At 43.5% G+C, this 26,276-nt stretch carries 25 protein-coding genes; 5 read left to right on the top strand and 20 right to left on the bottom strand.

The window, feature by feature from the left end; genetic code table 11:
* Positions 1–68: 68 nt before the first annotated feature.
* The 20 genes from PHF18_RS08865 to PHF18_RS08770 form a co-directional block, all read right to left on the bottom strand.
* On the bottom strand, positions 69–848 hold the full coding sequence (locus tag PHF18_RS08865) for a dihydroorotate dehydrogenase electron transfer subunit (RefSeq protein ID WP_300101328.1): 780 nt from the start codon (positions 846–848) through the stop codon (positions 69–71).
* Positions 848–1,753: a dihydroorotate dehydrogenase gene (locus PHF18_RS08860; RefSeq protein WP_300101325.1), complete on the bottom strand. Its 906-nt coding sequence runs from the start codon at positions 1,751–1,753 to the stop codon at positions 848–850. Before PHF18_RS08860 ends, PHF18_RS08865 begins: the two co-directional genes overlap by 1 nt.
* Before the next feature lie 38 nt (positions 1,754–1,791).
* Positions 1,792–2,745 (bottom strand): hydroxymethylbilane synthase, encoded by a 954-nt coding sequence (gene hemC / locus PHF18_RS08855; RefSeq protein ID WP_300101322.1) that lies wholly within the window; start codon positions 2,743–2,745, stop codon positions 1,792–1,794.
* Positions 2,746–2,779: 34 nt separating this feature from the next.
* Positions 2,780–4,054, bottom strand: coding sequence for a glutamate-1-semialdehyde 2,1-aminomutase (gene hemL / locus PHF18_RS08850; protein WP_300101319.1), 1,275 nt, complete (start codon positions 4,052–4,054; stop codon positions 2,780–2,782).
* A gap of 467 nt (positions 4,055–4,521) precedes the next feature.
* Positions 4,522–5,496 carry a porphobilinogen synthase gene (gene hemB / locus PHF18_RS08845; protein WP_300101316.1) on the bottom strand — a complete coding sequence of 325 codons (975 nt, stop codon included), beginning with the start codon at positions 5,494–5,496 and terminating at the stop codon, positions 4,522–4,524.
* Between the two features lie 135 nt (positions 5,497–5,631).
* Positions 5,632–6,954 carry a glutamyl-tRNA reductase gene (gene hemA / locus PHF18_RS08840; protein WP_300101313.1) on the bottom strand — a complete coding sequence of 441 codons (1,323 nt, stop codon included), beginning with the start codon at positions 6,952–6,954 and terminating at the stop codon, positions 5,632–5,634.
* Positions 6,955–7,259: 305 nt separating this feature from the next.
* Positions 7,260–7,922, bottom strand: a complete 663-nt coding sequence (locus PHF18_RS08835; protein WP_300101310.1) for a bifunctional precorrin-2 dehydrogenase/sirohydrochlorin ferrochelatase — start codon at positions 7,920–7,922, stop codon at positions 7,260–7,262.
* 53 nt (positions 7,923–7,975) lie between these two features.
* Complete coding sequence (gene ahbB, locus PHF18_RS08830) at positions 7,976–8,434, bottom strand: siroheme decarboxylase subunit beta (RefSeq protein ID WP_300101307.1); 459 nt, start codon at positions 8,432–8,434, stop codon at positions 7,976–7,978.
* A 4-nt stretch (positions 8,435–8,438) separates the two neighbouring features.
* Complete coding sequence (gene ahbA / locus PHF18_RS08825; RefSeq protein ID WP_300101304.1) at positions 8,439–9,002, bottom strand: siroheme decarboxylase subunit alpha; 564 nt, start codon at positions 9,000–9,002, stop codon at positions 8,439–8,441.
* Complete coding sequence (gene ahbD, locus PHF18_RS08820) at positions 8,999–10,048, bottom strand: heme b synthase (RefSeq protein ID WP_300101414.1); 1,050 nt, start codon at positions 10,046–10,048, stop codon at positions 8,999–9,001. The genes ahbA and ahbD overlap by 4 nt, the downstream gene beginning before the upstream one ends.
* 334 nt (positions 10,049–10,382) lie before the next feature.
* Positions 10,383–12,026 (bottom strand): right-handed parallel beta-helix repeat-containing protein, encoded by a 1,644-nt coding sequence (locus PHF18_RS08815; RefSeq protein WP_300101302.1) that lies wholly within the window; start codon positions 12,024–12,026, stop codon positions 10,383–10,385.
* 78 nt (positions 12,027–12,104) lie between these two features.
* Complete coding sequence (locus PHF18_RS08810) at positions 12,105–12,443, bottom strand: hypothetical protein (protein ID WP_300101299.1); 339 nt, start codon at positions 12,441–12,443, stop codon at positions 12,105–12,107.
* A 123-nt stretch (positions 12,444–12,566) separates the two neighbouring features.
* Positions 12,567–13,052 (bottom strand): hypothetical protein, encoded by a 486-nt coding sequence (locus tag PHF18_RS08805; RefSeq protein ID WP_300101296.1) that lies wholly within the window; start codon positions 13,050–13,052, stop codon positions 12,567–12,569.
* Positions 13,053–13,341: 289 nt separating this feature from the next.
* Positions 13,342–13,752 carry a hypothetical protein gene (locus PHF18_RS08800; RefSeq protein WP_300101294.1) on the bottom strand — a complete coding sequence of 137 codons (411 nt, stop codon included), beginning with the start codon at positions 13,750–13,752 and terminating at the stop codon, positions 13,342–13,344.
* Between the two features lie 321 nt (positions 13,753–14,073).
* The gene (locus PHF18_RS08795; protein ID WP_300101291.1) at positions 14,074–14,739 is read right to left on the bottom strand and encodes a hypothetical protein; all 666 of its coding nucleotides are present in this window, start codon (positions 14,737–14,739) and stop codon (positions 14,074–14,076) included.
* Between the two features lie 305 nt (positions 14,740–15,044).
* Complete coding sequence (locus PHF18_RS08790) at positions 15,045–17,222, bottom strand: DUF3160 domain-containing protein (RefSeq protein WP_300101412.1); 2,178 nt, start codon at positions 17,220–17,222, stop codon at positions 15,045–15,047.
* A gap of 644 nt (positions 17,223–17,866) precedes the next feature.
* Positions 17,867–18,964, bottom strand: a complete 1,098-nt coding sequence (aroC, locus tag PHF18_RS08785; RefSeq protein WP_300101288.1) for a chorismate synthase — start codon at positions 18,962–18,964, stop codon at positions 17,867–17,869.
* A gap of 5 nt (positions 18,965–18,969) precedes the next feature.
* Positions 18,970–19,860 (bottom strand): cation diffusion facilitator family transporter, encoded by an 891-nt coding sequence (locus tag PHF18_RS08780; protein WP_300101285.1) that lies wholly within the window; start codon positions 19,858–19,860, stop codon positions 18,970–18,972.
* Between the two features lie 249 nt (positions 19,861–20,109).
* A complete protein-coding gene (gene ribB, locus PHF18_RS08775) occupies positions 20,110–20,853 on the bottom strand; it encodes a 3,4-dihydroxy-2-butanone-4-phosphate synthase (protein WP_300101282.1) in 744 nt (247 codons plus the stop codon).
* Positions 20,850–21,563: a winged helix-turn-helix domain-containing protein/riboflavin kinase gene (locus PHF18_RS08770; protein WP_300101409.1), complete on the bottom strand. Its 714-nt coding sequence runs from the start codon at positions 21,561–21,563 to the stop codon at positions 20,850–20,852. Before PHF18_RS08770 ends, ribB begins: the two co-directional genes overlap by 4 nt.
* Before the next feature lie 413 nt (positions 21,564–21,976).
* Here PHF18_RS08770 and PHF18_RS08765 point away from each other — a divergent pair, with 413 nt between their 5' ends.
* The 5 genes from PHF18_RS08765 to PHF18_RS08745 all read left to right on the top strand — a co-directional run bounded on the left by PHF18_RS08765 (position 21,977) and on the right by PHF18_RS08745 (position 26,160).
* Positions 21,977–22,615 carry an HVO_0476 family zinc finger protein gene (locus PHF18_RS08765; RefSeq protein ID WP_300101280.1) on the top strand — a complete coding sequence of 213 codons (639 nt, stop codon included), beginning with the start codon at positions 21,977–21,979 and terminating at the stop codon, positions 22,613–22,615.
* On the top strand, positions 22,554–23,312 hold the full coding sequence (locus tag PHF18_RS08760; RefSeq protein ID WP_300101277.1) for a protein-L-isoaspartate O-methyltransferase: 759 nt from the start codon (positions 22,554–22,556) through the stop codon (positions 23,310–23,312). Before PHF18_RS08765 ends, PHF18_RS08760 begins: the two co-directional genes overlap by 62 nt.
* A gap of 211 nt (positions 23,313–23,523) precedes the next feature.
* Positions 23,524–23,988, top strand: a complete 465-nt coding sequence (locus tag PHF18_RS08755; RefSeq protein WP_300101274.1) for a bifunctional nuclease family protein — start codon at positions 23,524–23,526, stop codon at positions 23,986–23,988.
* A 526-nt stretch (positions 23,989–24,514) separates the two neighbouring features.
* Positions 24,515–25,336 carry an imidazole glycerol phosphate synthase subunit HisF gene (hisF, locus tag PHF18_RS08750; protein ID WP_300101271.1) on the top strand — a complete coding sequence of 274 codons (822 nt, stop codon included), beginning with the start codon at positions 24,515–24,517 and terminating at the stop codon, positions 25,334–25,336.
* Between the two features lie 422 nt (positions 25,337–25,758).
* On the top strand, positions 25,759–26,160 hold the full coding sequence (locus PHF18_RS08745; RefSeq protein ID WP_300101268.1) for a hypothetical protein: 402 nt from the start codon (positions 25,759–25,761) through the stop codon (positions 26,158–26,160).
* Positions 26,161–26,276: the final 116 nt, after the last annotated feature.

Raw genomic sequence — 26,276 nt, 5'->3', positions numbered from 1 at the left:
CTTCCTAATCCTGTTTAGCGGATCTTTTTACCTGCTCTCTTTCATTTTTTAAAAGGATATGTCAAAACTTAAATTTTAACTCTTCGCCCACTGGCGTCCCGTGAATATTTTCCGAGTTCGGAACCAATGAGCTGAACCCCGGAAAACACAGGCCCGTCCTTACAGACCCTAAGCCCGGACTGGTCTATGCAGCATGCCCCGCAGACTCCGATGCCACATTTAAAATAGCGGTGGAGGCTGAACTCTGCCTTTTCCAGAGCCTTTCTCTCTTCAAGGAGCCTGAAAACCGAAGACATCATTATTTCAGGGCCGCAGACTGCAATTCGGTCATAGGCTGCGACATCAAGACCTTTGAGGACATCAGTCACAAACCCTTTAACTCCTTTTGAACCGTCGTCAGTAGAAACGTAAATATTTCCGAGAGCTTCGAACCGCCCTTCAAAAAGCAGGTCTCCGGCACTCCGTGCCCCAAGAATAGTATGCACCTCAGCGCCTGCAGCAAAGGCTGCCTCGGCATAAGGAGATAGGGGAGCAGCTCCGACCCCGCCAGCTATAATAAGTATTTTATCGCCTTTAACAGGAAGAGTAAAGCCTTTTCCGAAAGGACCCCTGAGCCCGAAAGAATCCCCTTCTTTTAACTCAAAAAGCTTTGAAGTTGCCTCTCCGACATTCTGGACAGTTATGGAATTGTTTCTGGAAAGGCCCATAGGAATCTCGTCCACACCCCTGATCCAGACCATTACAAACTGGCCTGGCTCCAGATCCTCAAACCTGGGGTCAAAGAAAAAAGTCCTGACAGCAGGAGATTCTTCAGTTATCTGTGTTATTTTAGCATTAAGAGGAAGCATCAGACCATCTCGTGGGCGAGCCCTATAATTTTCTTTATATTTGAATAACCTTTTCTCTCTAGGAAGGTTTCTATTCCTGCCCCGATTTCAGAGAATATATCCACCCTGTCATATACCGCAGACCCAACCTGAACAGCGGCTGCTCCTGCCATCATCATTTCCACGGCATCTTCCCAGGAAGAAACTCCTCCTACGCCGATCACCGGAATTTCCAGGGCAGTGTAGAGGTCATAAACGCATTTGACGGCTACGGGCTTGACAGCCTTTCCGGAAAGCCCTCCTGAACGGTTTCCAAGCACAGGATATCCAGATTCAATGTCAATAACCATTCCTTTTACAGTATTGATCGCAACAACAGCGTCCGCCCCCCCGGATTCGGCTGCAGTTCCAATGGACGTAATGTCTGCAACATTGGGAGTCAGCTTGACCCAGACAGGAACGTTAACAACATCCTTCACCGCCGCTGTAACTGCTTCTACCAGGCAGGGGTTTGAACCGACTGCAGCCCCGTAGCCTTCGGCATGAGGACAGCTCACATTCAGCTCGAAAGCATCTGGATTTGAAGGAAGCAGGCCCTCTGCAACTTCAGCAAACTCAGCCGGATTTCCGCCGAAGATGCTTGCAATTACCGGAACTGAGGAGTTCTTTTTTGCAAATACGAGCTCCTGCAGGAAGCCGGGATAGGAAGGGTTCGGAAGCCCCATGGCATTTAAAAAGCCGCAGTCCAGCCTGACCATGCTGGGGTTGGAGTGTCCGGTTTTTGGAGCGGGACCTATGGATTTGGTCACAACAGCGCCTGCTCCCCCTTCACGCGCAACCCTGCAGAGGGAAGCGCCGGTTGTCCCAAGCACCCCGGCTGCAAGAATGGTCGGGTTTTTTAATTTAAGTCCGGTGAGAGTATACATTAAATAACTCCATTTCCTGCCCGCAGGCAGTCTCTGTATCAATAATCGGATAAATTCTCCGTACCGCATGCCTCTTTGGAGATCTGAAGAAGCGCTTCATCAGCCAGCCTTCTGCCTCCCATCTCCACAAGCCTGTGCCCCAGTTTCCTGGCTCTCTCAATACCCCCAAGCATCGGGATAACCTCCTCGACCCGAACAACTTCTCTACCATCCAGGGAAAGGACTTCAGCCAGAACCTTAATTTCTTTCTTATCAGGTTTAAGCTCGGCATAGGAACCAATAGGAGTTGTACAGCCTCCTCCGAGTTCGGAGATAAGGATGCGTTCTAGTTCAGTAACAATCCGACTCTCGGTATGGTCAAGTTTGGAAACCGCAGCTTCAGCCTCAGTGCCTGCCCTTGTTACCACTGCAACCGTGCCCTGATTCGGGGAAGGGCAGAAAAAACCAGGGGAAAGGATTTCTCCTTCAAGGTCCCAGCCCATGCGCTCGAGCCCTGCTTTCGCGAGCAGGATCCCGTCATACTGCCCTTCTTTAAGCTTCCTGAGCCTGGTGTCGATATTGCCTCTGAGCTCCTGAGTAATAAGGTCAGGCCTGTAACGCCTGATCTGGGCAGCCCTTCTCAGGGAGCTGGTGCCTATAATGGACTGTTCAGGCAGTTCGTCAAGAGGAGTCCCGTCGTACGTGAGCAGGAAATCAAATGGAGTGTCACGCTCCAGAACTGCAACAGTAGGAATCTCTGGGGGGCGGACTGTTGGCATGTCCTTCATCGAATGGACAGCAATATCGATCTCTCCTGCAAGCATGACATCGTCAAGTTCCCGGACAAAAGCCCCGACTCCTCCGGATATCGCATGCAGGGGACGGTCAGTAAACCGGTCTCCGTTGGTTTTTATAATCTTAATACTGGTTTCAACGCCCTGCTCCTTAAGAAGGCGCGCAACATTCTCGGTCTGGGCAAGCGCAAGCTGGCTGCCCCGGGTACCTATTATCATTTGGAATCCTCAAACGTTTTAAAAGATAAAATCTTCAGAGATTTTCCATATAAGCTTCGAGGGTCTTTTCAAGGTCTTCTTTGCTGTGGGCTGCAGATATGAAGTTGGTCTCAAACTGGGATGGAGGCAGGAAAACCCCGCTTGCAAGCATCCTGTGGAAGAAAGCAAAGTAGCCATCCTTGTCACACTTCAGGACCTCCTGATAGTTATGAGGCTCTGCCCCGAAGAAAATCTTGAACATGGAGGCAATTCCGCACACATTATAGTCAAGTCCTTCGTCCTCAACGATTTCCGAAAGCACAGTGCGCATATAATCTCCGGTTGCATTCAGTTTTGCATGAATATTTTCCTTTTTCAGGTAATCAAGCATGGCAATGCCCGCAGCCACCGAACAGGGGCTTCCGCTGAAGGTCCCTGCCTGATAGACAGGCCCGGAAGGAGAGATCATTTCCATAATGTCCCGGCGGCCGCCAAAGACCCCTATTGGCAGGCCTCCACCTACGATCTTTCCGAGGGTGGTCATGTCAGGCACGACCCCGAAGTATTCCTGCGCCCCGCCCATTGCGAGCCTGAACCCGGTAATAACCTCATCGAAAATGAGCAGGACATCATTTTCCAGCGTGAGTTTTCGGAGGTCTTCCAGGTATCCGGGTAACGGGAGAACAGGACCTATATTCCCCATTACAGGCTCTATAATCACTGCTGCAAGATCGTCCCGATTCTTCTCCACAAGCTCGGTCATTGTTTCAATATCGTTATATGGAGCCTGCAGGGTGTGTTTGGTGAAATCTGCAGGAATGCCGAGGGAATCAGGCTCTCCAAGGGTAGTAGCTCCCGAACCTGCCTTAACGAGCACTGCATCATGAGCGCCATGAAACCCGCCTTCGATCTTAATGAATTTATTTTTACGTGTAAAGCCACGCGCAAGGCGGAGGGCACTCATGGTGGATTCCGTGCCGGTAGAAACGAAACGGAGCATATCAATGCTGGGATAATAACCTGCAATCTTTTCTGCAAGGGTTACCTCAAGCTCGGTGGGAGTCCCATAGAGCCAGCCCTTATCAAGCTGCTGTTTGATTGCCTCCTTTATTACCGGATGATTGTGCCCGAGGATAGCAGGACCATAGGCAAGGCAGTAGTCAATATATTCGTTTCCGTCAAGGTCCCTTATCTTCGAACCGTCCGCAGAATCGGTATAAAAAGGATAGGGTTTGATTGCACGCACCGGACTGCTAACCCCGCCCGGGATGAAGGTCTTTGCTTTCTCATACATCTGTCTGGACTTATCAAGTGTTACCTCAAACGTCATATAAATCTCACCGGATGAACTTAAATGTTCGATAAAGGACTGTAAATAGATTTAAGGGAGTAAATTAAAGTGGCTGGATTAAAGGGAGTAAATTAAAGGGACTGAATCAAAGTGACTGGATTAAAGGGGGTAAATTAAGGGGACTTTAGAGCTAAAAAGACCTTAAATAAAGGTCAATTCCCGGACTGAAATGAACTCCTGGCTTAAAGTTAATCTTTAAGTGAATCAGGCTTTCTTTTTCGAGTGGGCTTCCAGAACTGAGCTTCCGGATTAAGCTAATGCTCTATTCTGTGCTCTGTATTTATCTTTATAACAGAGCCTTCACCTATTAAGCAGTTATTGATGAAACCATTGATTATAGCATACAGGCAAAAGACAGGCTTAAAAACAAAAGGTAAGAAAAGGAGGAGGGAAAGAAAACCCTGGCAGAAACCTCCTAAAAACAAGAATGCCTGAAAAAGGAGCTGTTACCTCAGCATTCGGGCAGCATCCTTTGCAAAGTAAGTAATGATGAAATCCGCTCCTGCCCTCTTGATCGAAATAAGGGACTCGTACATGACTTTTTTCTCATCAATCCACCCGTTGGCTGCGGCTGCCTTGATCATGGCATATTCCCCACTTACGTTGTATGCAGCTGTTGGCATACCTAACTCGCTCTTAACTCTGTATATGACATCCAGGTAGGGAAGCGCAGGCTTTACCATCAGGATGTCTGCCCCTTCTGCCACATCAAGGGTAACTTCCCTGAGGGCCTCGTCGCTGTTTGCAGGGTCCATCTGGTAGGTCGAACGGTCCCCGAAGGAATAACCCGATCCGGCAGCTTCCCTGAAAGGTCCGTAGAAAGCAGATTGATATTTTGCAGCATAGGACATAATGGGAATATTCTCAAAGCCGCTGAAGTCAAGGGCCTGCCGGATTGCGGTTACCATCCCGTCCATCATTCCCGAAGGAGCTACCATATCAGCTCCGGCTTTTGCATGGCTGATAGCAATTCTTCCGAGGACTTCGAGAGTAGGATCATTAAGGACTTCTTTAGTTTCAAAGTCGATTATCCCGCAGTGCCCGTGGCTCGTATACTCACACATACAGATATCCGTGATCACCACAAGTTTGTCTCCGAGTACAGCTTTGATTCTTCTGACCGCTTCCTGAATGACGTCAGTTTCCCCGCAGGAAGAGCTGCCCTCTGCGTCCTTGAATGCAGGCACTCCGAAAAGGATCACTGCAGGAATCCCGAGCTCTGCAATCTCTTTTGCCTCTTTTACGACTCCGGAGAGCGGAATATTGTATATTCCGGGCATGGAAGAAATCTCAACGGGGGAATCAATAGTCTCATTCACAAAAATAGGCTGGACCAGGTCATTCACTGACAACGTGGTTTCACGTATAAGATCCCTGATTTTACCCGTCCTCAACCTTCTTAACCTGACTTCTGGAAACATGTGATCACTCCTGAAATTGAATTGTTTTACCTGTTAATTGCTTTCTGAAATATGAACTGCTTTACCTGTAAATTACTTTAATTTGAAAATTATTTCTGCCTGTGAGTTGCTTCTGCTTTCCTGTACGTTTCTGCCTTAATCTTTTACAGCATATTGCTCTTTAACCCGTACCTGTTCTTTTGTGCAGCCGGGCTTCACGGTTTCAAGCCTCGCCCTGTCTTTATCGAGGCAGAAGACCCTTGACACCACATCCAGGAACTCTTCATTTCCAAGTTCGGCAGCCTGGCGGAGGACTTTGGTAGGCTCGGCAAGGATCTTGTTGACAATTGAATGAGTAAGATCGTCAAGCACCTCGGTTTCGATCTCCCCGATAGTATGATAGGCACTGAGCCGATTGACTGCTTTTTCCCGTTCCCTTAAGCGGACATCATAGACCTGCCGGTAAAGCTCGGAAATCAAACGGTCAGCTTTCTGACGTTTGTACTGGAGATTTAAAAGCCTGATTTCTTCCAGAATAATCTCTTCAGCCTTTTTTGCTTCTTCTTTTCGCATCTTCAGGGTCTTTTCACTGATGACTCTTAGGTTGTCGATATTACAGAGCTCAACATTTTCAAGCTCCACAACGGATTCCTCAATATCCCTGGGATTTGCGATATCGATAAGAAGGAGTTTTCTGTCCCTGCCCTTCACGGCTTCTTCAATTATTTCCCGCGTAAGGATATAATGGGGAGCACCAGTTCCACTAATCACAACATCTGCGCCCGGAAGATAGCCCCTTATATCATCAAGCTTGACCGCGTGCCCTCCGAGCTCGTAGGCGATTTCTTCGGCTTTTTTAAAGGTACGGTTTGCAATGTAAATAGCCTGAATATCCTTTTCGGCAAGAGCCTTTGCAACCAGAACCCCTATTTCCCCGGCTCCGATTACAAGCACGGATTTTCCTGTGAGCCCTCCGAAGATATCTTCAGCAAGATCTACAGCTGCCGAACCTATGGAAACCGAACCTTTATTGATCCGGGTTTCGTTCCGAATTCTCTTACCTACCTGGATAGCTTTTTCAAAAGCCGTATCAAGGATCTTTCCAGTTGTTCCCGCTTTCTTGGAATAGGCATAGAGATCCTTTATTTGCCCCAGGATCTGGTCTTCTCCTACAATCATGGACTCAAGCCCCCCTGAAAGCCTTAGCAGGTGTTCCAGAGACTCGTCATGCCCGTAAAAGTCGATTATATGGGTGGAAGCTCCCATTTCCTTTGCAAAAGAGAAAAGTATACTGCTGCTTTTGGGGGAAACTACATAGATTTCAACACGGTTGCAGGTTTTTAAGACGACGCACTCGTACACATACTCATGATTGTACAGGTTATGGAGCAGCCCGTCCAGATCTCCGTGCCAGGCGGACTCCATTTCCTCAACCTTCGCTTTTTTATGGGATATAACCATACTTGAGATTTCTGTCACAGAGAGCCTCCGGATAGAATGAATACAGGAAATAAAATGAATAATATAAGGAGTTGTAAATTAAACTTTGTCCAGAAATCCTCAGCCATTTTTCACCAAAGGGTTTCTATTTAAAGGGTTATTAGAGGGTAATTAAAAGGATAATAATTAAAAGCTTTTTCATTCACAGAGCGTTTTCTTTCTCAAAGTAGTCCTTTTCCTTTCAATGTGTCCTGCGCTTTTCCAGTCTGATTTTACTTGCCTGAATCTCTGCGATTATCGGAGATTACCCGAGATTATCGGAGATTACCCGAGATTATCGGAGATTACCCGAGATTATCGGAGATTATTGAGTATGCAATTTCTGCTGCCTTTTCATATGATTCGGAAAATCCATTCCAGACACTTTCACTTTCAAGGACTTTCCAGAGAAGTACTTTCCTTTTCCTCTGCTCCTTTACGTGCAGTTTGAGGTAAGTTCTCAGTTCGTCCTGAAGCCGGATCATATCGGAATATGCAGGAGTTATCACACCTTCGATCTGCCTGCGAGTATATTTTGAGACCGCAGGACTGTGCCCAAGGGTAGAGATCCCGATCACAAGGTCTCCTCTTTTGATGACCGAGGGGATTACAACATTACCTAAAGCATCCACCTGATTAATCAAAATATCGCTTTCCCCTGCAATATCAGTGATTTTCCGATTAAGTTCGGAACTGCTGGTTGCAGGGATAACAAGAAAAGCCCCTGAAATAATTTCATTTAACTCAGAGTCCGCTGCTGCCGAAAGATCAAGTCGGAGCAGCTTTACCTGCCCTGAAGCCTCAAGTTCCCGCAGCCTTTCGGAAAAGTCGAGGCTGACAACAACAGTATCCGCGCAGCCACAGAAAAGTTCAGCCTTGCGCTCCCCAACAGAGCCGCCTCCGAAAATAACGATTTTCCTGCCTGAAAGGTCAAGCATGAGGGGGAGAAAATTATTTGTTTCAGCCATTTTCAGGGACCTCGAAGTATAAAGATGAATTAGATGAATTAATTAGTCTGCACTTAAAGCCTGACTCCGGTTTTTTTGAACTCTTTTTCACTGAAGAAAAGGGTGTAGTCCTTAATCCCTGTGGCTTCCGAAATCTTCTCAGCCACTTTTTCGCAGTCTTCGGGGTTATAGGAATGGACCATTGTAAACAGGTTATACTGCCAGTCAGGATAGCGGGGGCGTTCATAACAGTGCGTAACTTCGGGAAATTCAGCCATGATATTCCCTACCTTTTCGATCTGTTCATCAGGAACATTCCAGACGCACATTGCATTGGCTTTTATGCCTATGGCCCGGTGCCCGATTGAAGCCGCAAAGCGACGGATCTTTCCGGCATTCTGGAGGTTTTTAAGCCTGTCAACAACCTCCTGTTCACTGATTCCAAGTTCAGAAGCAAACCCTTTGAAAGGAGAATGAGTGATTGGAATTCCGTCCTGCACGAGTTTTAGCAGTTTTACATCCGTTTTATCCATAATTTCACCTGATATCAAACTTTACCTGAATCTTAAACAGATGCTTTGTAGGAAGATCAAGAAGAGGACAACCTGTTTTCTCCCGAATTTCGCTAAGAATCCTCTCAAGCCTGTCTTTATTTGGAGCAGAAAGCGTAAACCAGAGATTATATTGTGCAGCACTTCTGAGATAATTATGGGAAACTTCGGGATACTCGTTAATTAAAATAGCAATTTCCTCTACGCGGGACTCAGGCACTTTCAGGGCTACAAGAGTGCTTACACCCCCCATATTTCTCATGCTGAGGACAGGGCCTACCCTTCTTACTGCCCCTTTCCTGTGGAGTTCACGCAGCCTTTCAATTACCTCAATTTCCGGAAGTCCGAGAATCTCCCCTAACCTGGCAAAAGGTTCGACTTCGAGGGGGACTTCCTGCTGGATAAGGTTGAGGATTCTTTTGTCGGTATCATCAAGTTCTATTACCGAAACTTCCCTACCGTTATGATCCATATCACAGGAAAAATCGACAGCCTCTTTCCGGAGCTGATCTTTCAAATTATCAATGCCAATCATCTCGATCACGATCATTTATTTCCAGGCTTGTAGATACAGTAAGGCTCTTCTTCGAGATAGTCGCCTGTAGCAGCATAAGCTCTTGCTCTGCAGCCTCCGCAGACTTTTTTGTATTCACATATGCCGCACTTTCCTTTAAGCTCTTCGGGATCTCTCAGTTTCCTGAAAACCTCGGAGTTTTCCCAGACGTCCCTGAAAGACTGTTCCCTGATATTTCCGGCAAGCACGGGAAGGTAACCGCATGGATAGACTTCTCCGATGCTTGATACAAAGCAGAAACCGGTTCCACCGAGGCAGCCCTTTGTCATGGCTTCGTAGCCGTGGGTTTTGACGGAGATCTCGATGCCTTCTTTTTTTGCCCGCTGGCGCATTATCCTGAAATAATGGGGAGCACAGGTAGCTTTCAACTGGATTTCCGATTCTTTCTGCATGTCATAGAACCAGTGCAGGACACGCTCGTAGTCTGCAGGGGATACCTCATCAGACTCTTCTCCCCTGCCTGTGGGCACAAGGAAAAAGACGTGGTAAGCAACTGCCCCCAGCTCTTTTGCAAGCTCAAAGGTCTTCGGGATCTCCTCAAGGTTGCGCCTTGAAATCGTTGTGTTGATCTGGAAAGGAAAATCTGCTTTCCTGAGGACTTCGATGCCTGCAAGCGTCCTATCAAAAGCTCCTGGCACTCCCCGAAACTCATCATGAGTCTTTGCAATCGCTCCGTCAAGGCTAATGCTCAGTCGTTGAACTCCTGCAGCCTTCAGCTTTTCCACGATTTCAGGGGTCAGGAGGGTGCCGTTTGTTGCGAGCACTACTCTGAGCCCGGCATCAGTCCCGTAACGTGCGATCTCGAAGACATCCGCTCTGGTAAGAGGTTCGCCTCCGCTCACGATGAGGATGGGTTTTCCAAGCTCGACAACCTCATCAATGAAATGTTTAGCTTCTTCGGTTGTAAGCTCACCTTCGGGGACCGAGGAAGTGGAAGACCCCCTGCAGTGCACGCAGTTCAGGTTGCAGCCCGCAGTAAGTTCCCATGCGATAAGTCTTGGTGCATTTGTCATGGTAATCAGAGATTAAGGGTTTCTTTTTTAATTAAATTCAGAGATTTTAATGGAAGTCAGAGGGAAATAAGATTTACAAATTAACGATAACCGAAAGTAGCGTCATATTTTAAAGATTGAATAGAGGTCAGAACCAATACTACTTAAAGTTAGTATAATTAAAACTTGAGAGGTCATATTAATAAAGTAATATTAATATTCTGCCATTTCAAACAGTGACCGGTGAAAAGAGAAGAGGAAGTCATGTATTCATCCGAATGGTGGGCTGAAGATTTATGATTTAAATAGTTAAACAGTTAAATGTCTGCCCGAACAGGGAGAAAAAAATAAAATGAGAAGTTGTTCAGGTTGATATCAGCTGCTGCCACCCTCCAAGTAGTTCCCACCTTGTTTCTTCTCCATATGGGTTCGGATAATCAAATTCTCGTTTGAACACAATTATCGTCTGAACGTCGTATTCCATGTCGTTTTCTAAATTGAGAGTAGTTTCGTACTTGAATGGTTTTCGGTATGTTAAAGTAATATCTTCTTCAGAAAGCAGCGTATAAGGTATTTCTTCGCCTTCGTCTGGATTATATTCCCTTGAGAATATCTGGATCCTTGTAGGGATAACATCAGTTTGTGAATCTTCGGCAAAACTGTAATCGTATGCTTGTTTATTCCTGTAATTAATATCCATTGATAGAGTAACCTGTGTGCGCGTTTCATTAATTTTGGAGGAATTATACCAACTGAAATTAGTAATCTCTACATTGTTCCCGGGAAGACCCGATTCAAACGGGAAGTACCAGGCAATAATTGCAATCAAAAATATTACTATTAAAATGCCTAAGCTTTTAAGGGCTTTTTTCGACAAAGGTTTTCTAATTAAGTAAAATGCAAGACCGATTCCTGTTAGAAGAATAAGGATAGTATAAATTGGCATGGAGGAAGAGGTTAGATTATCATCTCCTTTTTTATTATCTAAAAAAATATTCTCCTTGATAGTGTTATTTTTGTTTAAATTAGAGTAGAAGTAGAATATGCCGTACTCTTTATTAGAACTAAAAGTGTTGTTAGTAACAAGGTTATTGCTGGAATCTCCGATTGAAATGCCATTGGAATTGTTAGATAAAATGTTTCTAATTAAAGTATTTTTATCAGAAGCCAGGAGATAGATGCCAGAGTTTCCATTCTCTATGAAAATGTCATCTTTTAAGTTATTTGACTCGGAGATCCATAAAAGAAAGCCGGATTGTTTGTTGTTACCGGCAACGTTATCTGCTATTACATTTTCATGAGAGACAGTTAGACAAAGCCCATATTTGTTCATGAAAAATTGGTTATTAATTAAATTATTGGCATTTGATTTCCTGAGAGCAATTCCATAGTTTTCATTATTACTGGCATTGTTATTAACTAAAGTATTTTGATTTGATAGGTTCAAGTAAAGACCACGTTTATTTTCAGTGATGAGATTGTTCCTCAAATCGTTGTCCGTCGAATTAATTAGATAGATTCCATGCAAAGTGTTTGAAAATAGAGTATTATTTTCAATACTGCAGCCGGAAGAGGCATTTAGAACAAGGCTATCCTGAAAATTTGAAATAATATTATTTTGAATAAAAGAGTTACTGACGTTGTCTAAAAAGATTCCTGAGATTTGATTTTCACTGCTGTTCCCAGAAATTGTCAGGTCGGTTATTTCTACATTGTCTGATGTGACATGGATTATCGGTAGAGAAGAGACTTCAGGGTTTATAATTACATCTTCCGGGTTGCGAGAAATAGAACTGATTTTTAACTGTTTATCGATGGTGAGAGTTTCCGAATAGTTTCCTTTGTAGATCAGGATTGAGTCATTTTCCTGTGCAAAGTTTATTGCTTCCTGTATAGAAGAGAAATTACTGCTATTTTCATTATTAATATCTACAGTAATTGTAGTAGCAGATGCACAGTTGATAGTAAAAATAATCAGCAATGTAGTAAATAAATTTTTGAGTCTCATACTATAACCTGATCTATTTATGGACAAAAATAATAAATGAGTTGGGCTTCTCTATTTTAGCAGCTCTTCACCACTTAATTAATCAGCAGACTCGTAATGAATATCATAGTAGTCATTATTAACTTTTATATAATTAGTTCCGTTACTGGAAGTTATTTCGCCGAATTCTGATACACTTTCATGATAATCGGAAGGAACCTTAATGTTTTTCCCAGGGTTCATTACTGCTTCTTTAACATAAGAGTACTTCTCAAGATCTGCTAAACTAAATTCAATATATTCCTCAGGTGGATTCTGAAGTTTATCTGCTCTAATATACATACCAGCTCCAGGCTGGTAAATCACTAAAAAGAACACTAGAAGTAATGCTAAAACAGCAAAAGAAATAATCATTAAGGCTGTTGTTCTTGGTTTCATATAGCATTCACTCCAAACATACCATAAAAATAAAGTGCAGGATTAAACTCTGGAAAAAATAATTTAATAAGTGTTTTACCTTATAAGTTTTTTACCTTATAAGTTTTTTACCTTATAAGTGTTTCACCTTATTTCTGTAACCGTCTCAACGACTACTCCTTTTTCTTCATCGACCAGGAAATCTACTATCCTGTTTCCGGACTGAATTCTCAAAGCGGGAGCACATCCTGGGCCATCATAATTCTCAGACGTTGGATGACAGGAATAAGTCACTCCCATTATTGTCCCTCCTTCCTGAATTAACTGTCTCGTACGGTTGTCTTTGAGTGCGATTTTAGCTATATTAGAAGCATCTGTTTTGAGCCATTCTGACTCCGATTCGTCATAAGGTGGAAGTACTTCAATCACAGAGTAATTAATATCTAAATTATCTACTCCTTCGCTTACAGATGTATTAGTACTATCTGATGTCTGAGAAGAATTCTCAATCGATTCTTGGCCTATACATCCAGCGAAGCTACAGATAAGCAAAAAAATAGTCAGGAAAATAACTTTAAATTTATTATTTTTAATACAAAAAGAGTCTGCGAACAAGTTCTTTTCCTCCATATATCTTTTTTGTCTACTTTATTCTTTAATTTTATAGGAGCATAACAATAAAATATAAAAGATAATGAGACAATTTTTTACCTGCATTATTTGATTAATAGATCTTTGATTGGTCTTGTCCGTGAGTTATTGTTCAGTTCTGACTTGAAAGCCACTGGGTGGAGAGAGAGACTTTTCTGGTATTGTAAAGGGAAAGCAGACTTCACAAAATTTCAGTGATGCGGAAATTTGTTAGAGAAAAATCTGGACAGGCCTCCTCAAACAGTTTCTATCATCTGGACAGGCCTCCTCAAACAGTTTCTATCATTATCATTATTGGAGCCTCGTTATCCCAATCTATTACTATAATAGGTGTGCTCCAACGATGCAAAGATACTGGAATAGTTTCTTCTAGAACCCCATTATCCAGTGTAATCCTGAATGTATAATTTTTCATTCCGGTAGAATATAGAAGATCAAACGGTTTTGCTTCTGAAGCCCTTTCATCTGGATAAAGCTTGTATGATTCTTTAAATATTGAACTGTTGTGCGAGTCCAATATTTCTACAGTGATTTCATGGGTCCCCGCATCATTATTTCTGATTTCAAAAAAATTCGGTAAAGCCGGACCGCCCAGAAGAAATATCAATGCATAATAACCCACAATTGCAACTATGGGTATGATCAGCAAGATGAGAAGTATTTTTCTGATATTTTGCATTTGAAATTCCTCTATAATAGGAGGAGATTAGTAAATCTCCTTCTTAGCCAGTATTCGTTTTGTGGATAATTCTTGTTACTCTGCGAATATATTCCTGTTGATTTCTCGGATACCATTGATCGGCAAATTTGGAATACGATCAATCAGCAATTTTATACCGAGATTATCCCAAAACCAATTTTGTTCCTATCCCAATAAGAATTTTAGAACCATTTCCAATATGAGGAACTCAAATTATTTTTTGGAAGTAGATGTTTTGAGTCACATATTGAATTTTTGGATATGCTCATAAAAAAATACAAATAAGAGCTAACCTTTTTGTTAAAACCATGGAAGTAACGAATTGCTCGTTCCTATTTTATTCCCCATCTTTAAACCATCAACTTTTCCTTCTTCATTAGACATATAATAGGATTCTGCAATCAATTTTTTCAGCGCTGGGGTTTCTTCAGTGAGATTTGTTGTACCCAGGATTCCGTAATAAGCTATGAAATAATCTTCTCTCCCTTTAAGGAAAGGTCTCTTATACACTAGAAAGTATCCCGACGTTTCAGGGCTTTCATACCCGGTCGAGTTAAAAAAGGTGAAATCAGGGAAATTTTCAACTTCACGTATTTCAATTTCGTCTTGAAGTTCTGTACTAATATTCAGTTCCTGATGGAACGCATTACCGTTTTCTTCCAGATAGCGATAAAGCAGATATTCTCCTTTTAAAAATTTAGATTCATCATCAAAATACCAAACATTTATAAATTTTCCTCCGGAAAAATTCCTCTTATCACAGTAAGAAGAGATTTCCGGAAAAAGTGATGTACAGCTCTGTTCATGTTTTTGCCAGGATCCGGGGATGTACCATTTTGGCATGGATTCAGAAGGAGGTAAGCCGGGACCAATTTGAATGAAATTAAGTAAAAACCACACTCCAACAACAGCAACTACCAAAAAGATAAAAAATATTATCTTTTTATTCACTTTCTTATAAAACATTTACATTCCCCCTTCAATAAAAATATAATGGGTGATTAAGGTTTCACCCTTGTTGCCATAGCTCCAGTCCAGCTCCCAAAAGCCAGGTAGCTTGTAGCGGTTGTACTCCATGTATCATGTAAATCCAGTTATGGCAGATCGATAAAAATATGACAAATTATGCAGATGGTGTCCATTTTAAAAACCAGACCTTATAATTATACGCATCAGAAGATAGATTCCTCATCTTTGTTTGTATTATAATCAACAGATTCTTAAAAAGAAAAAAAATGGGTGAAAAGATCAGCTATCCAGGATAACATCTTTTACACCTTAAAAGACTCAACCCATTCCGGCCTTTCAGGAGGGTTATTCTCTAACATTTCTCTCCACTCTTCATCCGTCAACCTTTCTCCCGAGGGCTGCCAGAACTCATAATAACTCATTACAGGACCTGCTCCAAGCACTATCCTGCCGTCAGGCTGTTTATAGGCCACTACTATCAGATCCAGTTTTCCGGTTCCTTCTTCCAAAACTCCAGCAGGAGAAGTATGAACATCCGCAATTAGAGTGGACCTCTGAGACTTTATATCCACATTCTCAAGCATTGGAGCTATGTTTTGTCCGAAATTCCTGATGAATTTGTACTCTGCGTCTGTCAGTTCTTTGTTATTAAGCTCTTTAATTGAGATTTCCAGCACCTTTTCAAGGGTGTTTTCAAGGGCTGTGAAATCTTCATCCGACTGATCATCAAACACTTCCATTTCCTCCAGCCCGCGGTGTGCCATTTTTGTAAGGGCAAGCATCCTTGCATAAAATTCTGGAACTGGTTCCACATATCCTTGAACACGTTTTTCTTTCGGGGGAGGAGGACCTGTAAAGTACTCCTGCTTTGTATAGAGGATAGTATCATGCCTGAGCTCAGTCCAGGAAGCAAGGGCCGTGTTAAGCTGCTTATCTTCCCAGGCTTCGGTTTGCATAAAGGTAGGATAACCCTCGGGACAGCTTACAAGAAGAGGCTTTAAGGCGTATAGCTGTGCCCAGTAGAGGTTTTTATTCCAGTCTTCTTCGTCAAAAGCTTTAAATTCATTTTCCAGAGATATGTGAGCTTTTTTGTATTCTTCGTTTTCAGAAATACCCTGATTTTTCAGGTGTTCTTTGGCTCTTCCAGAACCAAGTAGATCCATTATATTCAGGGCAGGAGGATGGAGTTTCTGGAGGATATACGAGTCTGGCGTATATCTCTGACCCATGAACCTGAAACCTTTTGTGGCCTCAAGAGTTTCTTTTTCAGTTTCGGAGCCTGTCTGAATAATTCCACCTGTTCCGCCGTAGATTTTCGGACTTTCATATATTTCCAGTTCGGTGTTCAGTGCTGTAAGGCTTTCGTTGTCGAAACTCACTCCGTATCTATCATTCCCAAAAACAGTATCCAGAGCTTTTGCATATTCATAGGGCCCGAGGTCGTCGGAATAGCCGACATAAAAAGCCGTCACTTTGTAAATCCTGTCCCACCTGTCCCTGAGCTCTTTATCCCTATCAAAATGGTCAGAAATTAAAAAGGCCTGAATAGTCTGAATTTTTGCTTCCTTTTCCGGGTCTTCTGCAATAATCATGTCCGACTGAAGGAACATACTTATTCTACCGTGCCACATCATGGCCTTAAAATAGTTTTGCAGCTTCTCGGAGCGGGTATAGTGGCCTCTTGGTACATACTGGGAATAATCTTCTTCGTACTTGAAAATAGGAGAGGTCGCAAAACCTTCGTGAGCTTCGATAAGAGCCAGTTCGGCTTCAACCTCTTTTTTTACAAACGATGGGACCTCAAAATGATATTGTTTTGTCGAACCTGCCGGGAAAGCTTCATCAAAGTCGTAAGAGTCTTCTGCTGCCTGAACCTGTGAGGGTTTCGGCTGGAGCAGGCTCAATGCAACTGCAAAGTAGGCTGCATTTCTTCTTGCAGCTTCCTGTTCTCGACCTGAAGCGCTGTCATAATCATTTATGGAGGCTTCAAGAAGAGCTTTGTCAAGTTTCCAGAGCTCGTCGTAAAATTCCTCAGATTCGACCCTTTTTAGCGTCTCGTCGAACTGGATGTGATAAAGGTGAAGAAGAGAATCCGACGTGATGAAGATAGGAACGTCAGCTACTTTCAGGACTCTGTAAGTATCATTTACCCGTATCTGTTCTACTGTAAACTGATTTTCAATGGTTCCATTTTCAATCACAACAAACCCATTTCGGTACAGTAAATCCCTGCTTTCGTTCTTCAGGGGAATTTTTTGGATGAAATCGTCATAATTTACAATTTCTGAAGCCTGTAGAGGTAAAGAATAAGTGGGAACTTCGGCCTCGAACTGCAAGTTTTCTTTCCTGTAATATCCGGAAAAGGAGCTTTCCTTTTCAAGTTCAAGAGTATTGCTCTTGTCAGAGAAATTCTCTGCAGGAGCGGTTTTTATGGAATAATTAAATGAATCGCTCTGATCATCTGTTTGATTATCTGTCATTTCTTCCAGGCCGGTTTCTTTGACTGGTTTACTGCTGCTGTCAATGCAGCCGGAACCAGAAATAAGTGTAATCGCCAGCAGGAAGATAACTATCAATGCCCTTATTTTCAAGTCAAATCCCTCATATTTTGATTTAAGAAGACAAATTAAGGAAAAATTAAAAAAATTAAAGTTTCCCGGGAGACAGAACCAGGCAAACCCTGATGACTCTCAAAACTAACGTAATCATGCCTTTGGGAACATGGAGTCCAGAGAATCCTGGAAAGTACATTTGAACTCCATAAACTACTTTTAATTATCTCTATATAAGTTTTCTAGCCAGATCGTCAAACTGACAGGTTTCATACTCTTTTCGAGTCTGTAATTATTTCCGGGTCTTAGATTGTTTGAGACTTTGCACAGAAAACTTATAAAATAACAGTTAATGCAAACGTTTTTCACTGATATACAAAAAAAGAATCTACACAACTCTACGGTTATCTACGTCGACATTCAAGCCAGTTTATCTGAAATCCAGATGGCTACATGCCGATTATCTTTAATAAAAATTGAAAAAGAAGTAATTTGAGGCTGTGGGGTGTTATAAATTGGAATGGATTTTGGGGGAGAGAAGCCGCAATTTCACTTTGTCGTTGTACTTTCCTTTACTCCAGCAAAGTCCTGGGATTGATAAAGCCACTCCTGAGCATATGGTCGGCAAGCACGAGGGCAACCATGGCTTCGGCAACCGGCACCATGCGCGGAGGAATCGTGGGATCGTGCCGACCTTTGATTGCGATTTCGGTGTTTTCCAGAGTTATGAGGTCAACGGTTTGCTGAAGTTTACTTATGGAAGGGGTGGGCTTTACTGCTACACGGCAGACGATGTCCAGGCCCGATGAAATCCCTCCGAGGATGCCGCCTGCGTTATTGCTCGAACAGGTTATTTTTTCCCCCTCCATGCAGAAGGAATCGTTCATTTCACTTCCGCACATTCGGGCAGCCTCAAACCCTGCTCCGATTTCAAAGCCCTTGACTGCAGGGATGCTCACAAGGGCTTTTGCAAGGTCCGCATCCAGCCTGTCAAATACAGGTTCTCCGAGCCCGGAAGGCACGCCTTTTACAATAAGCTCGACAATTCCGCCGACACTGTCTCCTTCCTGCCGCAGGGCTGCGACTTTTTCAAGCATTTTTTCAGCAGCTTCAAGATCGGCACAGCGCACAGGGGTTTTTTCCACGTTTTCAAGGATTTCATCAAAAGAAAGTGTTTTTGCCCTGATCCCGCCAAGTTCGAGCACATGCCCGGCAATCCGGATTCCGTAATGGGAAAGTAAGAGCTTTGCAAGAGCCCCGCCTGCAACCCTGCCTATTGTTTCGCGGGCTGAAGACCTGCCTCCCCCACGGTGGTCTCTCATTCCGTAGCGGGCCATGTATGTAAAATCGGCATGTCCGGGGCGAGGAGTGTCTTTAATGGCATCATAAGAAGAAGACCTGGCGTCAGAATTCCAGACCAGCATGGAGATGGGGGTGCCTGTACTCATGCCTTCAAAAATTCCTGAAAGTATCTCCACCCTGTCAGCTTCGCTTCTGGGAGTGGAAACTTCACTCTGCCCAGGACGCCGACGGTCCAGTTCTTTCTGGATGTCGGCTTCGGAAAAAGGAAGACCTGCGGGCAGCCCGTCAACCACGACACCTACAGCCCTGCCGTGGGACTCGCCCCAGGTCGTGATTTGAAACATCTGCCCGAAAACGTTTCCAGCCATGCATCTTAACTGGTTTTTTTGCTATTTGATCCTTGGGGTGAGGCAGGTTCGAGGTGCACAACCACATCTGAGACGTCTTCATATTCAGCCTTCAGCATTTTGCTTACCCTGTGGGCAATAATGTGTGCATCTTCAAGGGGCATATCAGGCTGCACAAGCACATGCAGATCTATCCGGATATCGCCCATGCCTCCACGAGTCCGGATCTTGTGGCAGTCGAGAACTCCATCAACTCCCATGACAAGGCGGCAGATCTCATCTTCTTCAAGCCTGGACATGTCAAGAAGGACTCTTGAGTTCTCTTTCATAATCCTGAATCCGGCCCTGAAGATAATAATAGATATGAAAAGGGCTATTAAAGGGTCGAGCAGGGGAAAACCGAACTTTATGGCAAACAGACTTACTATAACCGAGAAAGATACATAGATATCACTTTTAGTGTGCATGGAGTCTGCAATCAGGACCTGACTTCTCAAGGCTACCCCTTTTCCCTGTTCGTAGCGTGTGACCATGTAGTTCACGCCCATTGTCCCGAGCATAATGATAAAGCTCAGGGGAGTTACCCCGGGAGTGCTCTGTAAAAGAAAACGGTGAAGTGCATTCTGGAAGATCTCAAAACTGACAAACAGAAGCAAGACAGCTATAAAAATCGAAGCAACGGTCTCGTACTTCTGGTGCCCATAAGGATGTTCCCTGTCAGGGGGACGGGATGCAATAAAAATTCCCACAAGACCCACAATATTGGATATCCCGTCAAAAAGGGAATGATATCCGTCCGCAGTCATGCTTAAAGTGCTGGTTAAGGTCCCATAAATGATCTTAGCAAAAGCTACGGCAAGGTTCAGGAACAGTACAAGAACAAGAACTTGCTGGACTTTTTTGAACCTATGCATCATCAGATGGCACCTCCAAATATGAATATGAACTGCAAAACACAGGAATACGGAACGTCAGAAACAAATGTTGGGTATAACCGGAAGATACTGTTGTTACTATAATATTTGCAGTAATTTACGTTTTATATTATAATATTCTGCTGTCCCCCCTAGCAAACAAGAAATTAAAGAGGTAAATAAGAAACCAAACGCGAAAAAGAAACCAAACATGGAAAAGAGGACAAAAAAGGAAGAAAAAGAAAAGGTGTTTTAGCACCCTGCGCCTGTCCACTGCAGATAGGCTTCAACTATTTCCTGCCCTTCAAGGAAGACAAGCCCGTGTTCTTTGCCGTACTCTTTTGAGTTTTCTTTTGAAAGGGCTTTCCCATTCTCGTCATCCAGCATCTCACAGACAACCATTGCAGGGGTGATTCCTGCCATCCGGGCAAGTGCAACTGAAAGCTCGGTCTGGCCCATGCGCTCATCGAGGAGCCCTTCGGCCGCCCTGAGGAGAGCCACGTGCCCTGGAGTCCGGAACTCGTTTCCAAAACGGACTCCGTTTCCTGAAAGGGAGTTTTCCGTGATTTCCCCTATTTTCCGGATTGTAAGGGCTCTTTCACTATCAGGGATTCCTGTTCTTGTATCCCTGTGGTTGACCCAGATGGAAAAAGAGGAATGTGAATCGTACTTAAGGTCCCCGTCTTTTTCAACAACTTCTCCAAGGGATTCACTTGTTTTACTGGCTTCTCGGACAATGTCTGCCATAAAAGGAAGCCTGAGCTGTTTTGATGCCACAGGATCTACTGCCACACAGATAAGCCCTCCTGCGTCTTTCCGCATCCACTTAACGTCTTTGTAAGTAATAGCCTTTGCAGGGATCACAAGATCTGTTTCTCCTTCCCGGGAGTCAGAGTCATAGATCTGAATCATTTTTCCATCACGTAGGGCTTCCAGTGCCCTGTTAATGCTCTCGTTACCATACTTCAGGCATTCGTATGCTGTGCTCTCTCTCATTCCTGTCCCTCCGTACCCTGCTTTGTTACCTGTGTCACAATTCTATCTCCATCTTTCAATTTCAGGGCATCTCTGAGTTTTACCGGTGCAATAATCTCAATTAAATCCGATGGGTAGTGTGTCCTTTCAGGGACGATCACAGCCGCCTCTATGCCCTCTACTCTAATAGGATAACAATTCCCGCCTCCGAAAGTGCGTTCTCCATCATTGAAACCTTCTATCCGGACAGCGGGCATTTCTAGCAACATGTTGCGAAGAGCCGAGCTGTTTTCTGAAAGCTGCACATTCAGAGTACCCGGGAAAGGTACAAAATGTAGTTTATCTTCAAATTGCTTCCTGTATCCTGGAATGTTTATATAATACTGGCCTTCGCCAAGGCCTTTAACCAGATTTCCTTCCAGTTCCAGAGTATAAGGCTCTGAGGAAAAGATCCTGTTGTATTCAACGTATTCGTTCTTTAGGATTTCAATCCCTTTTTCTGTCATTTTTATCAACTGGCCACCGGGAACTATCTTTCTTTCAATTAAACGCTCTTCTTCCATCTGCTTTAGCTTTCTTGCTGCGGTTTTAGAGCTGTCCCCCGTATGCTTGTGAAACTCACTCGAAGAGACCTTAACAGTTTTGTTTACTGCTCCTCTGAGAGCAAGTTTCTTCAGATATTCAATGTCCGGCACTGTTGGCACCCTTATTGCCTTAATTTTGAGATGCATCTCAATAATGAGATGTAAGACTACGCATTTCATTATAATAAAACTTTTGATATTAAGCAGGGATATAAGAAAAAAGGAAGCAGTGTCCCTAATAAAAATATAAAAAGTTTTACAAAACAAGTAAGTAGAATAAAAGGAATTAGAAAACAGACCTGTTATGATACAGCAGATCAATATCGAATGCCCCTTATATTCGCATGAGGAGAAAGTCTCGCACATAAAAGGACAACAACATCCCAGACCCAAAGCTTAAATTCAGGAACCGTGTATTTCTAAAATTCTTTTATATTGCTCTCGAATTTCATTTCAATGGAGCTTTTTGTGTTCAGCCTTCTCCTACAAATACTGTCAGAAGAAAACATCACCGGAGAAGTTAAGTATTTAGTATTTTGAATCCATGTACTGGTAAGACCATGATAAGAGAAATTGATATTGAGTGCCCCTCCTGTTCTCCGCGCGAGGAAGTCGGGCATGAAGTTCTGAAAGAAGGACAGAGCCCGCTTGTCCGCTGTATGAAATGCGGCCATGTACATCCGGTAAAGATAAAAACCCCGAAAAACGTCAGCGTAAGGGTTATTGTCAGCAAGATGGACACCTCAAATACCTTCAAAACCGATCTGGATTCCGAGACTGTTATTCAGGTGGATGATGAACTGGTTGTTGACGATGAAGAGACGGGAATGGTGTGCCCTATCCTGATTACCTCCCTTGAAGCTGGAGGAAAACGTGTCAATGCAGGCATTGCAGAAGAAATCGAAACAGTGTGGGGAAGGGCAATTGATGAGATAACTGTGAAATTCTCCGCACAGGAAGGAACTGAAAAAACAGACGTCGTAGAAAAACGCGTTCCCGGAGACTATGAATTTGTTGTGGGAGCAGAAGAGAGAGTTGGAAATACCAGGCTTTATATCACTAAAATAAAGGTCAGGGACGGGCTTTTCAGGTCAAGGAAGGGCGATGTTGTACTTGCAAAATATGTAAAACGCATATTTGCCAAAAAGGGAAGAAGAGAAGGGTTCGGTCAGGGTGAGAGCAGAAGAGGCCCGTGGTAAAGAAAACCACACCGAAAAAAAGGGAGTAAAAAAACAGGAAGAAGATCAGGAAGAACTGCATAAACTCGAAGAGATGCAAGAGCGCCTCATAAGAGGGCTTGAGATCCATGGAACGGATAAAAAAGTCCTTAAAGCCATGCTCAAAATCCCCAGGCATATGTTTGTCCCGGAATACGCGAAAAAGGGGGCTTACATTGACACGCCTCTGGATATCGGCTGCGGGCAAACTATCTCTGCCCCCCATATGGTTGCTATCATGTGTGATCTCCTTGAGCTTTCGGAAGGACTAAAAGTCCTGGAAATAGGGGCGGGGTCAGGATATAATGCAGCAGTAATGGGGGAACTTGTAGGGAAAAGTGGGCATGTATACACTGTTGAACGCCTTGAACCCCTTGTGAATTTTGCAAGGGAGAACCTTAAAAAAGCCGGTTACGAAAACGTTACCGTACTGCTTGATGACGGGTCCGTGGGCTATTCCAGTTATGCTCCTTATGACAGGATAGTTGTAACATGCGCAGCTCCCAAGATCCCTGAGCCTCTGCTGGAGCAGTTGAAACCCGGAGGAATAATGGTAATTCCTGTGGGGGAATATATCCAGGAGCTTATCAGAATTAAAAAAGATAACGAAGGCAATATACACAAAGAGAAAAGAGGGGGAGTTGTTTTCGTACCTTTGATAGGCAAATACGGGTTTTAAAAGAACTGAGAGCGCAACGAAGATAGAAAAGACCCGGATATAAAAAGTGTAGATTTTAATCAGCCGTTTATATTTGAATAAGCTTGTTATAATCGATTCTTCCAGCTGTTGAAGTAAAAAGTCTGGACCAAAAACGTAAAGAATCGATCTCTTTTAATAATCTTAAAAGAATTAAATAAGGTATTAATACATGTTAAATTAACTATTTGATATGGACATCGAGAATTACGAGGATTTTGAAGAAATTCATGTCAAAGATGTCTATATAGTCGATGTTTTCAGTGACCCTACCCCGGTCGTACTTCTTGAAAATTTAAAAGGCGAGATGCTTCCTATATATATTGGGCATCTGGAAGCCCTTTCAATAGGAAACGTGCTTAAAAATATCTCCCCACCTCGCCCGATGGCTCATGACCTCATGGTTAATATTTTTGACCGCATGGAAATAAAGGTAGAGGGTGTAATGATAGATGATAAGGTAGACAAAGTCTATTATGCCCGCCTCCTGATAAGAAAGGACAATAACATAATGCAGTTCGACGCAAGACCAAGCGACTGCATTGCCCTCGCCCTCAGAGTGGGAGCCCCGATAAGAATTAGAAAGAAAGTGCTGGAATGTTCCGAAATAGAGATGTCCAGACTTGAAGGCGCCCGTGTGATGAATATTTTTGGCTGAATCGCCCGAGTTGCGCCTCCCGAATTGCGCTTTGGGATCTCAGGAAATCGAAGATTTTCTGGGAGTTGCACTGTAAGTGCAACAGTACGCGGTCCTTTTCGCTGCGCTCAAGAGGACTACTTGATGGGTTTTGGCATTTCAAATCTGTTTTTTCTGCTTTTTTTGAATGGCTGCCAGACAGACTGATGGAGACACTTATATTCCACATGAATTGGAAAAGCATTTTAAGGGTAAAGGAATGTATTCGCTCGGTCTCGGGGCTACTTTCTTCAAAATCCAGATCTATTAATTGCGGTGCCGGCTTTTGTATCACTTTTTATCTGGTTGACGGCAGGCCCATGCCTATTGCGGCGCAGGGAGAGAAAAACGAAAGATCTCCTCCCCGAGGTATGGGATAGGTCAACCAGTTAATGAGGGACCACTGGCTTATTCCATCTCTGCTGATTCTAACAGCCTGCTGCCCTCAAGACTTCTATCGCTTAATTTCAATAAGCTTTTAATAACAGTTAACTTCATTATCCCTTAGATGCTCACCAAAAGAATCATACCATGCCTTGATGTGACCCTTGACAGGGCAGGCGGCTGTGTAGTCAAGGGCGTGGAGTTTGTTGACCTGAAAGAGGCTGGAGACCCTGTGGAACTCGCCAAGCGCTATAATGAAGAAGGCGCAGATGAACTTGTTTTCCTGGATATCACAGCTTCAGCTCACGGCAGGGGAACCATGATCGATGTGATCGAAAGGACTGCAGATGAGGTTTTTATCCCTCTCACAGTGGGAGGCGGGATAAATTCAATTAACGCTATCCGCCAGATCCTCCGGGCTGGGGCTGATAAGGTTTCAGTCAATACCTCAGCAGTAAAAAACCCTGATTTTATCAAAGAATCCTCTGACATATTCGGAGCCCAGTGTATTGTTACTGCTATTGACTGCAGGCGAAATACAGACATAAAGAACAATCCCGGCAAAACCATCCTGGAACTTGAAGACGGGACCCCCGCCTGGTATGAAGTGGTAATTTACGGAGGCAGGGAAACTACAGGGATTGATGCCGTGCAGTGGGCAAGAAGAGCAGAAGAACTGGGTTCAGGAGAGATCCTGCTTACAAGTATGGACCGGGACGGGACCTACGCTGGCTACGATCTCCCCATTACAAGAAAGCTCTCCGAAGAACTGGATGTCCCCATCATCGCCTCTGGCGGAGTCGGAAACCCGCAGCATATCTACGAAGGGTTTTCCAAAGGAAAAGCCGACGCAGCCCTTGCAGCAAGCATTTTTCACTTCAGTGAATATTCAATACGGGAAGTAAAAGAGTACCTGAGAGAGCGGGAAATCCCTGTAAGGCTCTGAATGCGGAAAAAAATTAAGGATGATGTTCTTTCCAGGCATACCGTTTTCAGCCTGGATTAAAAAGTACCCCGGGGTCAGTCCTACCTGCAGGCGAAAGCCCGGCATCTGCACTGACTGAGAATGCATAAGTGCAGAATGGTGTTTTGGTCAAGCAGAAGAAACTGAGAATTAGAAGAAACTGAGAATTGGAGCCCCTCTCTTCAAAAGTGGTAATCCTCATGATCACAACATTTCAGGGTCTCTACTTTCCCATGAGGTATATTTTCCGGGGCTTAGCGTATCCTGAGCCTTTATTTGTCCAGATATTCTTCTTTGTATTATATATTTACTTATATATAATTTGAGATACTTTTTTATTTATTAGAGGCAATATCTTGTTCGGAATATTATCTGGATTCGTTATTTTCTCGGGGTAATCGAAGATGTCAGAAAAAGAAACAATGGAAATTCTTGAAGGTTTGCAGTTGAAGATCCTGAACACCACCGATGAGGACTTTGTGCTTCAGGCTCAGAAAATTGAGAAAGGAAAATACAAAAAAGGCCACCAAGCTCCAGAAAAAATCGGGTCTTATGAGGAAAAGATCTTTGAGCTCATTGCATGCGAAGGAAGCTGTGCAGGTGGAGCGGATATTGAAGGCTGGGTTAAATACGGGATAGGGTGCTCAGAGGGATACTTCAAGATGCACTTCAAGCACATGGGAAAGGAAAACAAAATCAGCTATTCCTGCGAAGCCCATATGCATGATGGAAAAATGCTCTGCGAAACCTCAAAAGATAAGAAAAACGATAGGATTATAACCTGTACAATCGGACCAAAAGCATAACCCGAAAAAACATGCTATTGGATTTCCCGTAAATTCTTTAATAACCTACTCCCACTTTTATTATTTTTTTAAAAACGTTACTGATTGATTTGAAGGTTTTTTTAGAGGAATTGCGT

This window comes from Methanosarcina sp., from assembly GCF_028693135.1.
Classification (GTDB): Archaea; Halobacteriota; Methanosarcinia; order Methanosarcinales; family Methanosarcinaceae; genus Methanosarcina.
The sequence above is the reverse complement of the archived record's forward strand: the minus strand, read 5'-3'. Positions and strand labels throughout refer to the sequence as shown.

What these genes read in the sequence shown, in the direction of transcription:
- PHF18_RS08865 (WP_300101328.1), bottom strand. Translation starts at nt 848, where the DNA reads ATGCTTCCTCTTAATGCTAAAATAACACAGATAACTGAAGAATCTCCT.
- PHF18_RS08860 (WP_300101325.1), bottom strand. Translation starts at nt 1,753, where the DNA reads ATGTATACTCTCACCGGACTTAAATTAAAAAACCCGACCATTCTTGCA.
- hemC (WP_300101322.1), bottom strand. Translation starts at nt 2,745, where the DNA reads ATGATAATAGGTACCCGGGGCAGCCAGCTTGCGCTTGCCCAGACCGAG.
- hemL (WP_300101319.1), bottom strand. Translation starts at nt 4,054, where the DNA reads ATGACGTTTGAGGTAACACTTGATAAGTCCAGACAGATGTATGAGAAA.
- hemB (WP_300101316.1), bottom strand. Translation starts at nt 5,496, where the DNA reads ATGTTTCCAGAAGTCAGGTTAAGAAGGTTGAGGACGGGTAAAATCAGG.
- PHF18_RS08835 (WP_300101310.1), bottom strand. Translation starts at nt 7,922, where the DNA reads ATGGCTGAAACAAATAATTTTCTCCCCCTCATGCTTGACCTTTCAGGC.
- ahbB (WP_300101307.1), bottom strand. Translation starts at nt 8,434, where the DNA reads ATGGATAAAACGGATGTAAAACTGCTAAAACTCGTGCAGGACGGAATT.
- ahbA (WP_300101304.1), bottom strand. Translation starts at nt 9,002, where the DNA reads ATGATCGTGATCGAGATGATTGGCATTGATAATTTGAAAGATCAGCTC.
- PHF18_RS08815 (WP_300101302.1), bottom strand. Translation starts at nt 12,026, where the DNA reads ATGAGACTCAAAAATTTATTTACTACATTGCTGATTATTTTTACTATC.
- PHF18_RS08810 (WP_300101299.1), bottom strand. Translation starts at nt 12,443, where the DNA reads ATGAAACCAAGAACAACAGCCTTAATGATTATTTCTTTTGCTGTTTTA.
- PHF18_RS08805 (WP_300101296.1), bottom strand. Translation starts at nt 13,052, where the DNA reads ATGGAGGAAAAGAACTTGTTCGCAGACTCTTTTTGTATTAAAAATAAT.
- PHF18_RS08800 (WP_300101294.1), bottom strand. Translation starts at nt 13,752, where the DNA reads ATGCAAAATATCAGAAAAATACTTCTCATCTTGCTGATCATACCCATA.
- PHF18_RS08795 (WP_300101291.1), bottom strand. Translation starts at nt 14,739, where the DNA reads ATGTTTTATAAGAAAGTGAATAAAAAGATAATATTTTTTATCTTTTTG.
- PHF18_RS08790 (WP_300101412.1), bottom strand. Translation starts at nt 17,222, where the DNA reads ATGACAGATAATCAAACAGATGATCAGAGCGATTCATTTAATTATTCC.
- aroC (WP_300101288.1), bottom strand. Translation starts at nt 18,964, where the DNA reads ATGGCTGGAAACGTTTTCGGGCAGATGTTTCAAATCACGACCTGGGGC.
- PHF18_RS08780 (WP_300101285.1), bottom strand. Translation starts at nt 19,860, where the DNA reads ATGATGCATAGGTTCAAAAAAGTCCAGCAAGTTCTTGTTCTTGTACTG.
- ribB (WP_300101282.1), bottom strand. Translation starts at nt 20,853, where the DNA reads ATGAGAGAGAGCACAGCATACGAATGCCTGAAGTATGGTAACGAGAGC.
- PHF18_RS08770 (WP_300101409.1), bottom strand. Translation starts at nt 21,563, where the DNA reads ATGCATCTCAAAATTAAGGCAATAAGGGTGCCAACAGTGCCGGACATT.
- PHF18_RS08765 (WP_300101280.1), top strand. Translation starts at nt 21,977, where the DNA reads ATGATAAGAGAAATTGATATTGAGTGCCCCTCCTGTTCTCCGCGCGAG.
- PHF18_RS08755 (WP_300101274.1), top strand. Translation starts at nt 23,524, where the DNA reads ATGGACATCGAGAATTACGAGGATTTTGAAGAAATTCATGTCAAAGAT.
- hisF (WP_300101271.1), top strand. Translation starts at nt 24,515, where the DNA reads ATGCTCACCAAAAGAATCATACCATGCCTTGATGTGACCCTTGACAGG.
- PHF18_RS08745 (WP_300101268.1), top strand. Translation starts at nt 25,759, where the DNA reads ATGTCAGAAAAAGAAACAATGGAAATTCTTGAAGGTTTGCAGTTGAAG.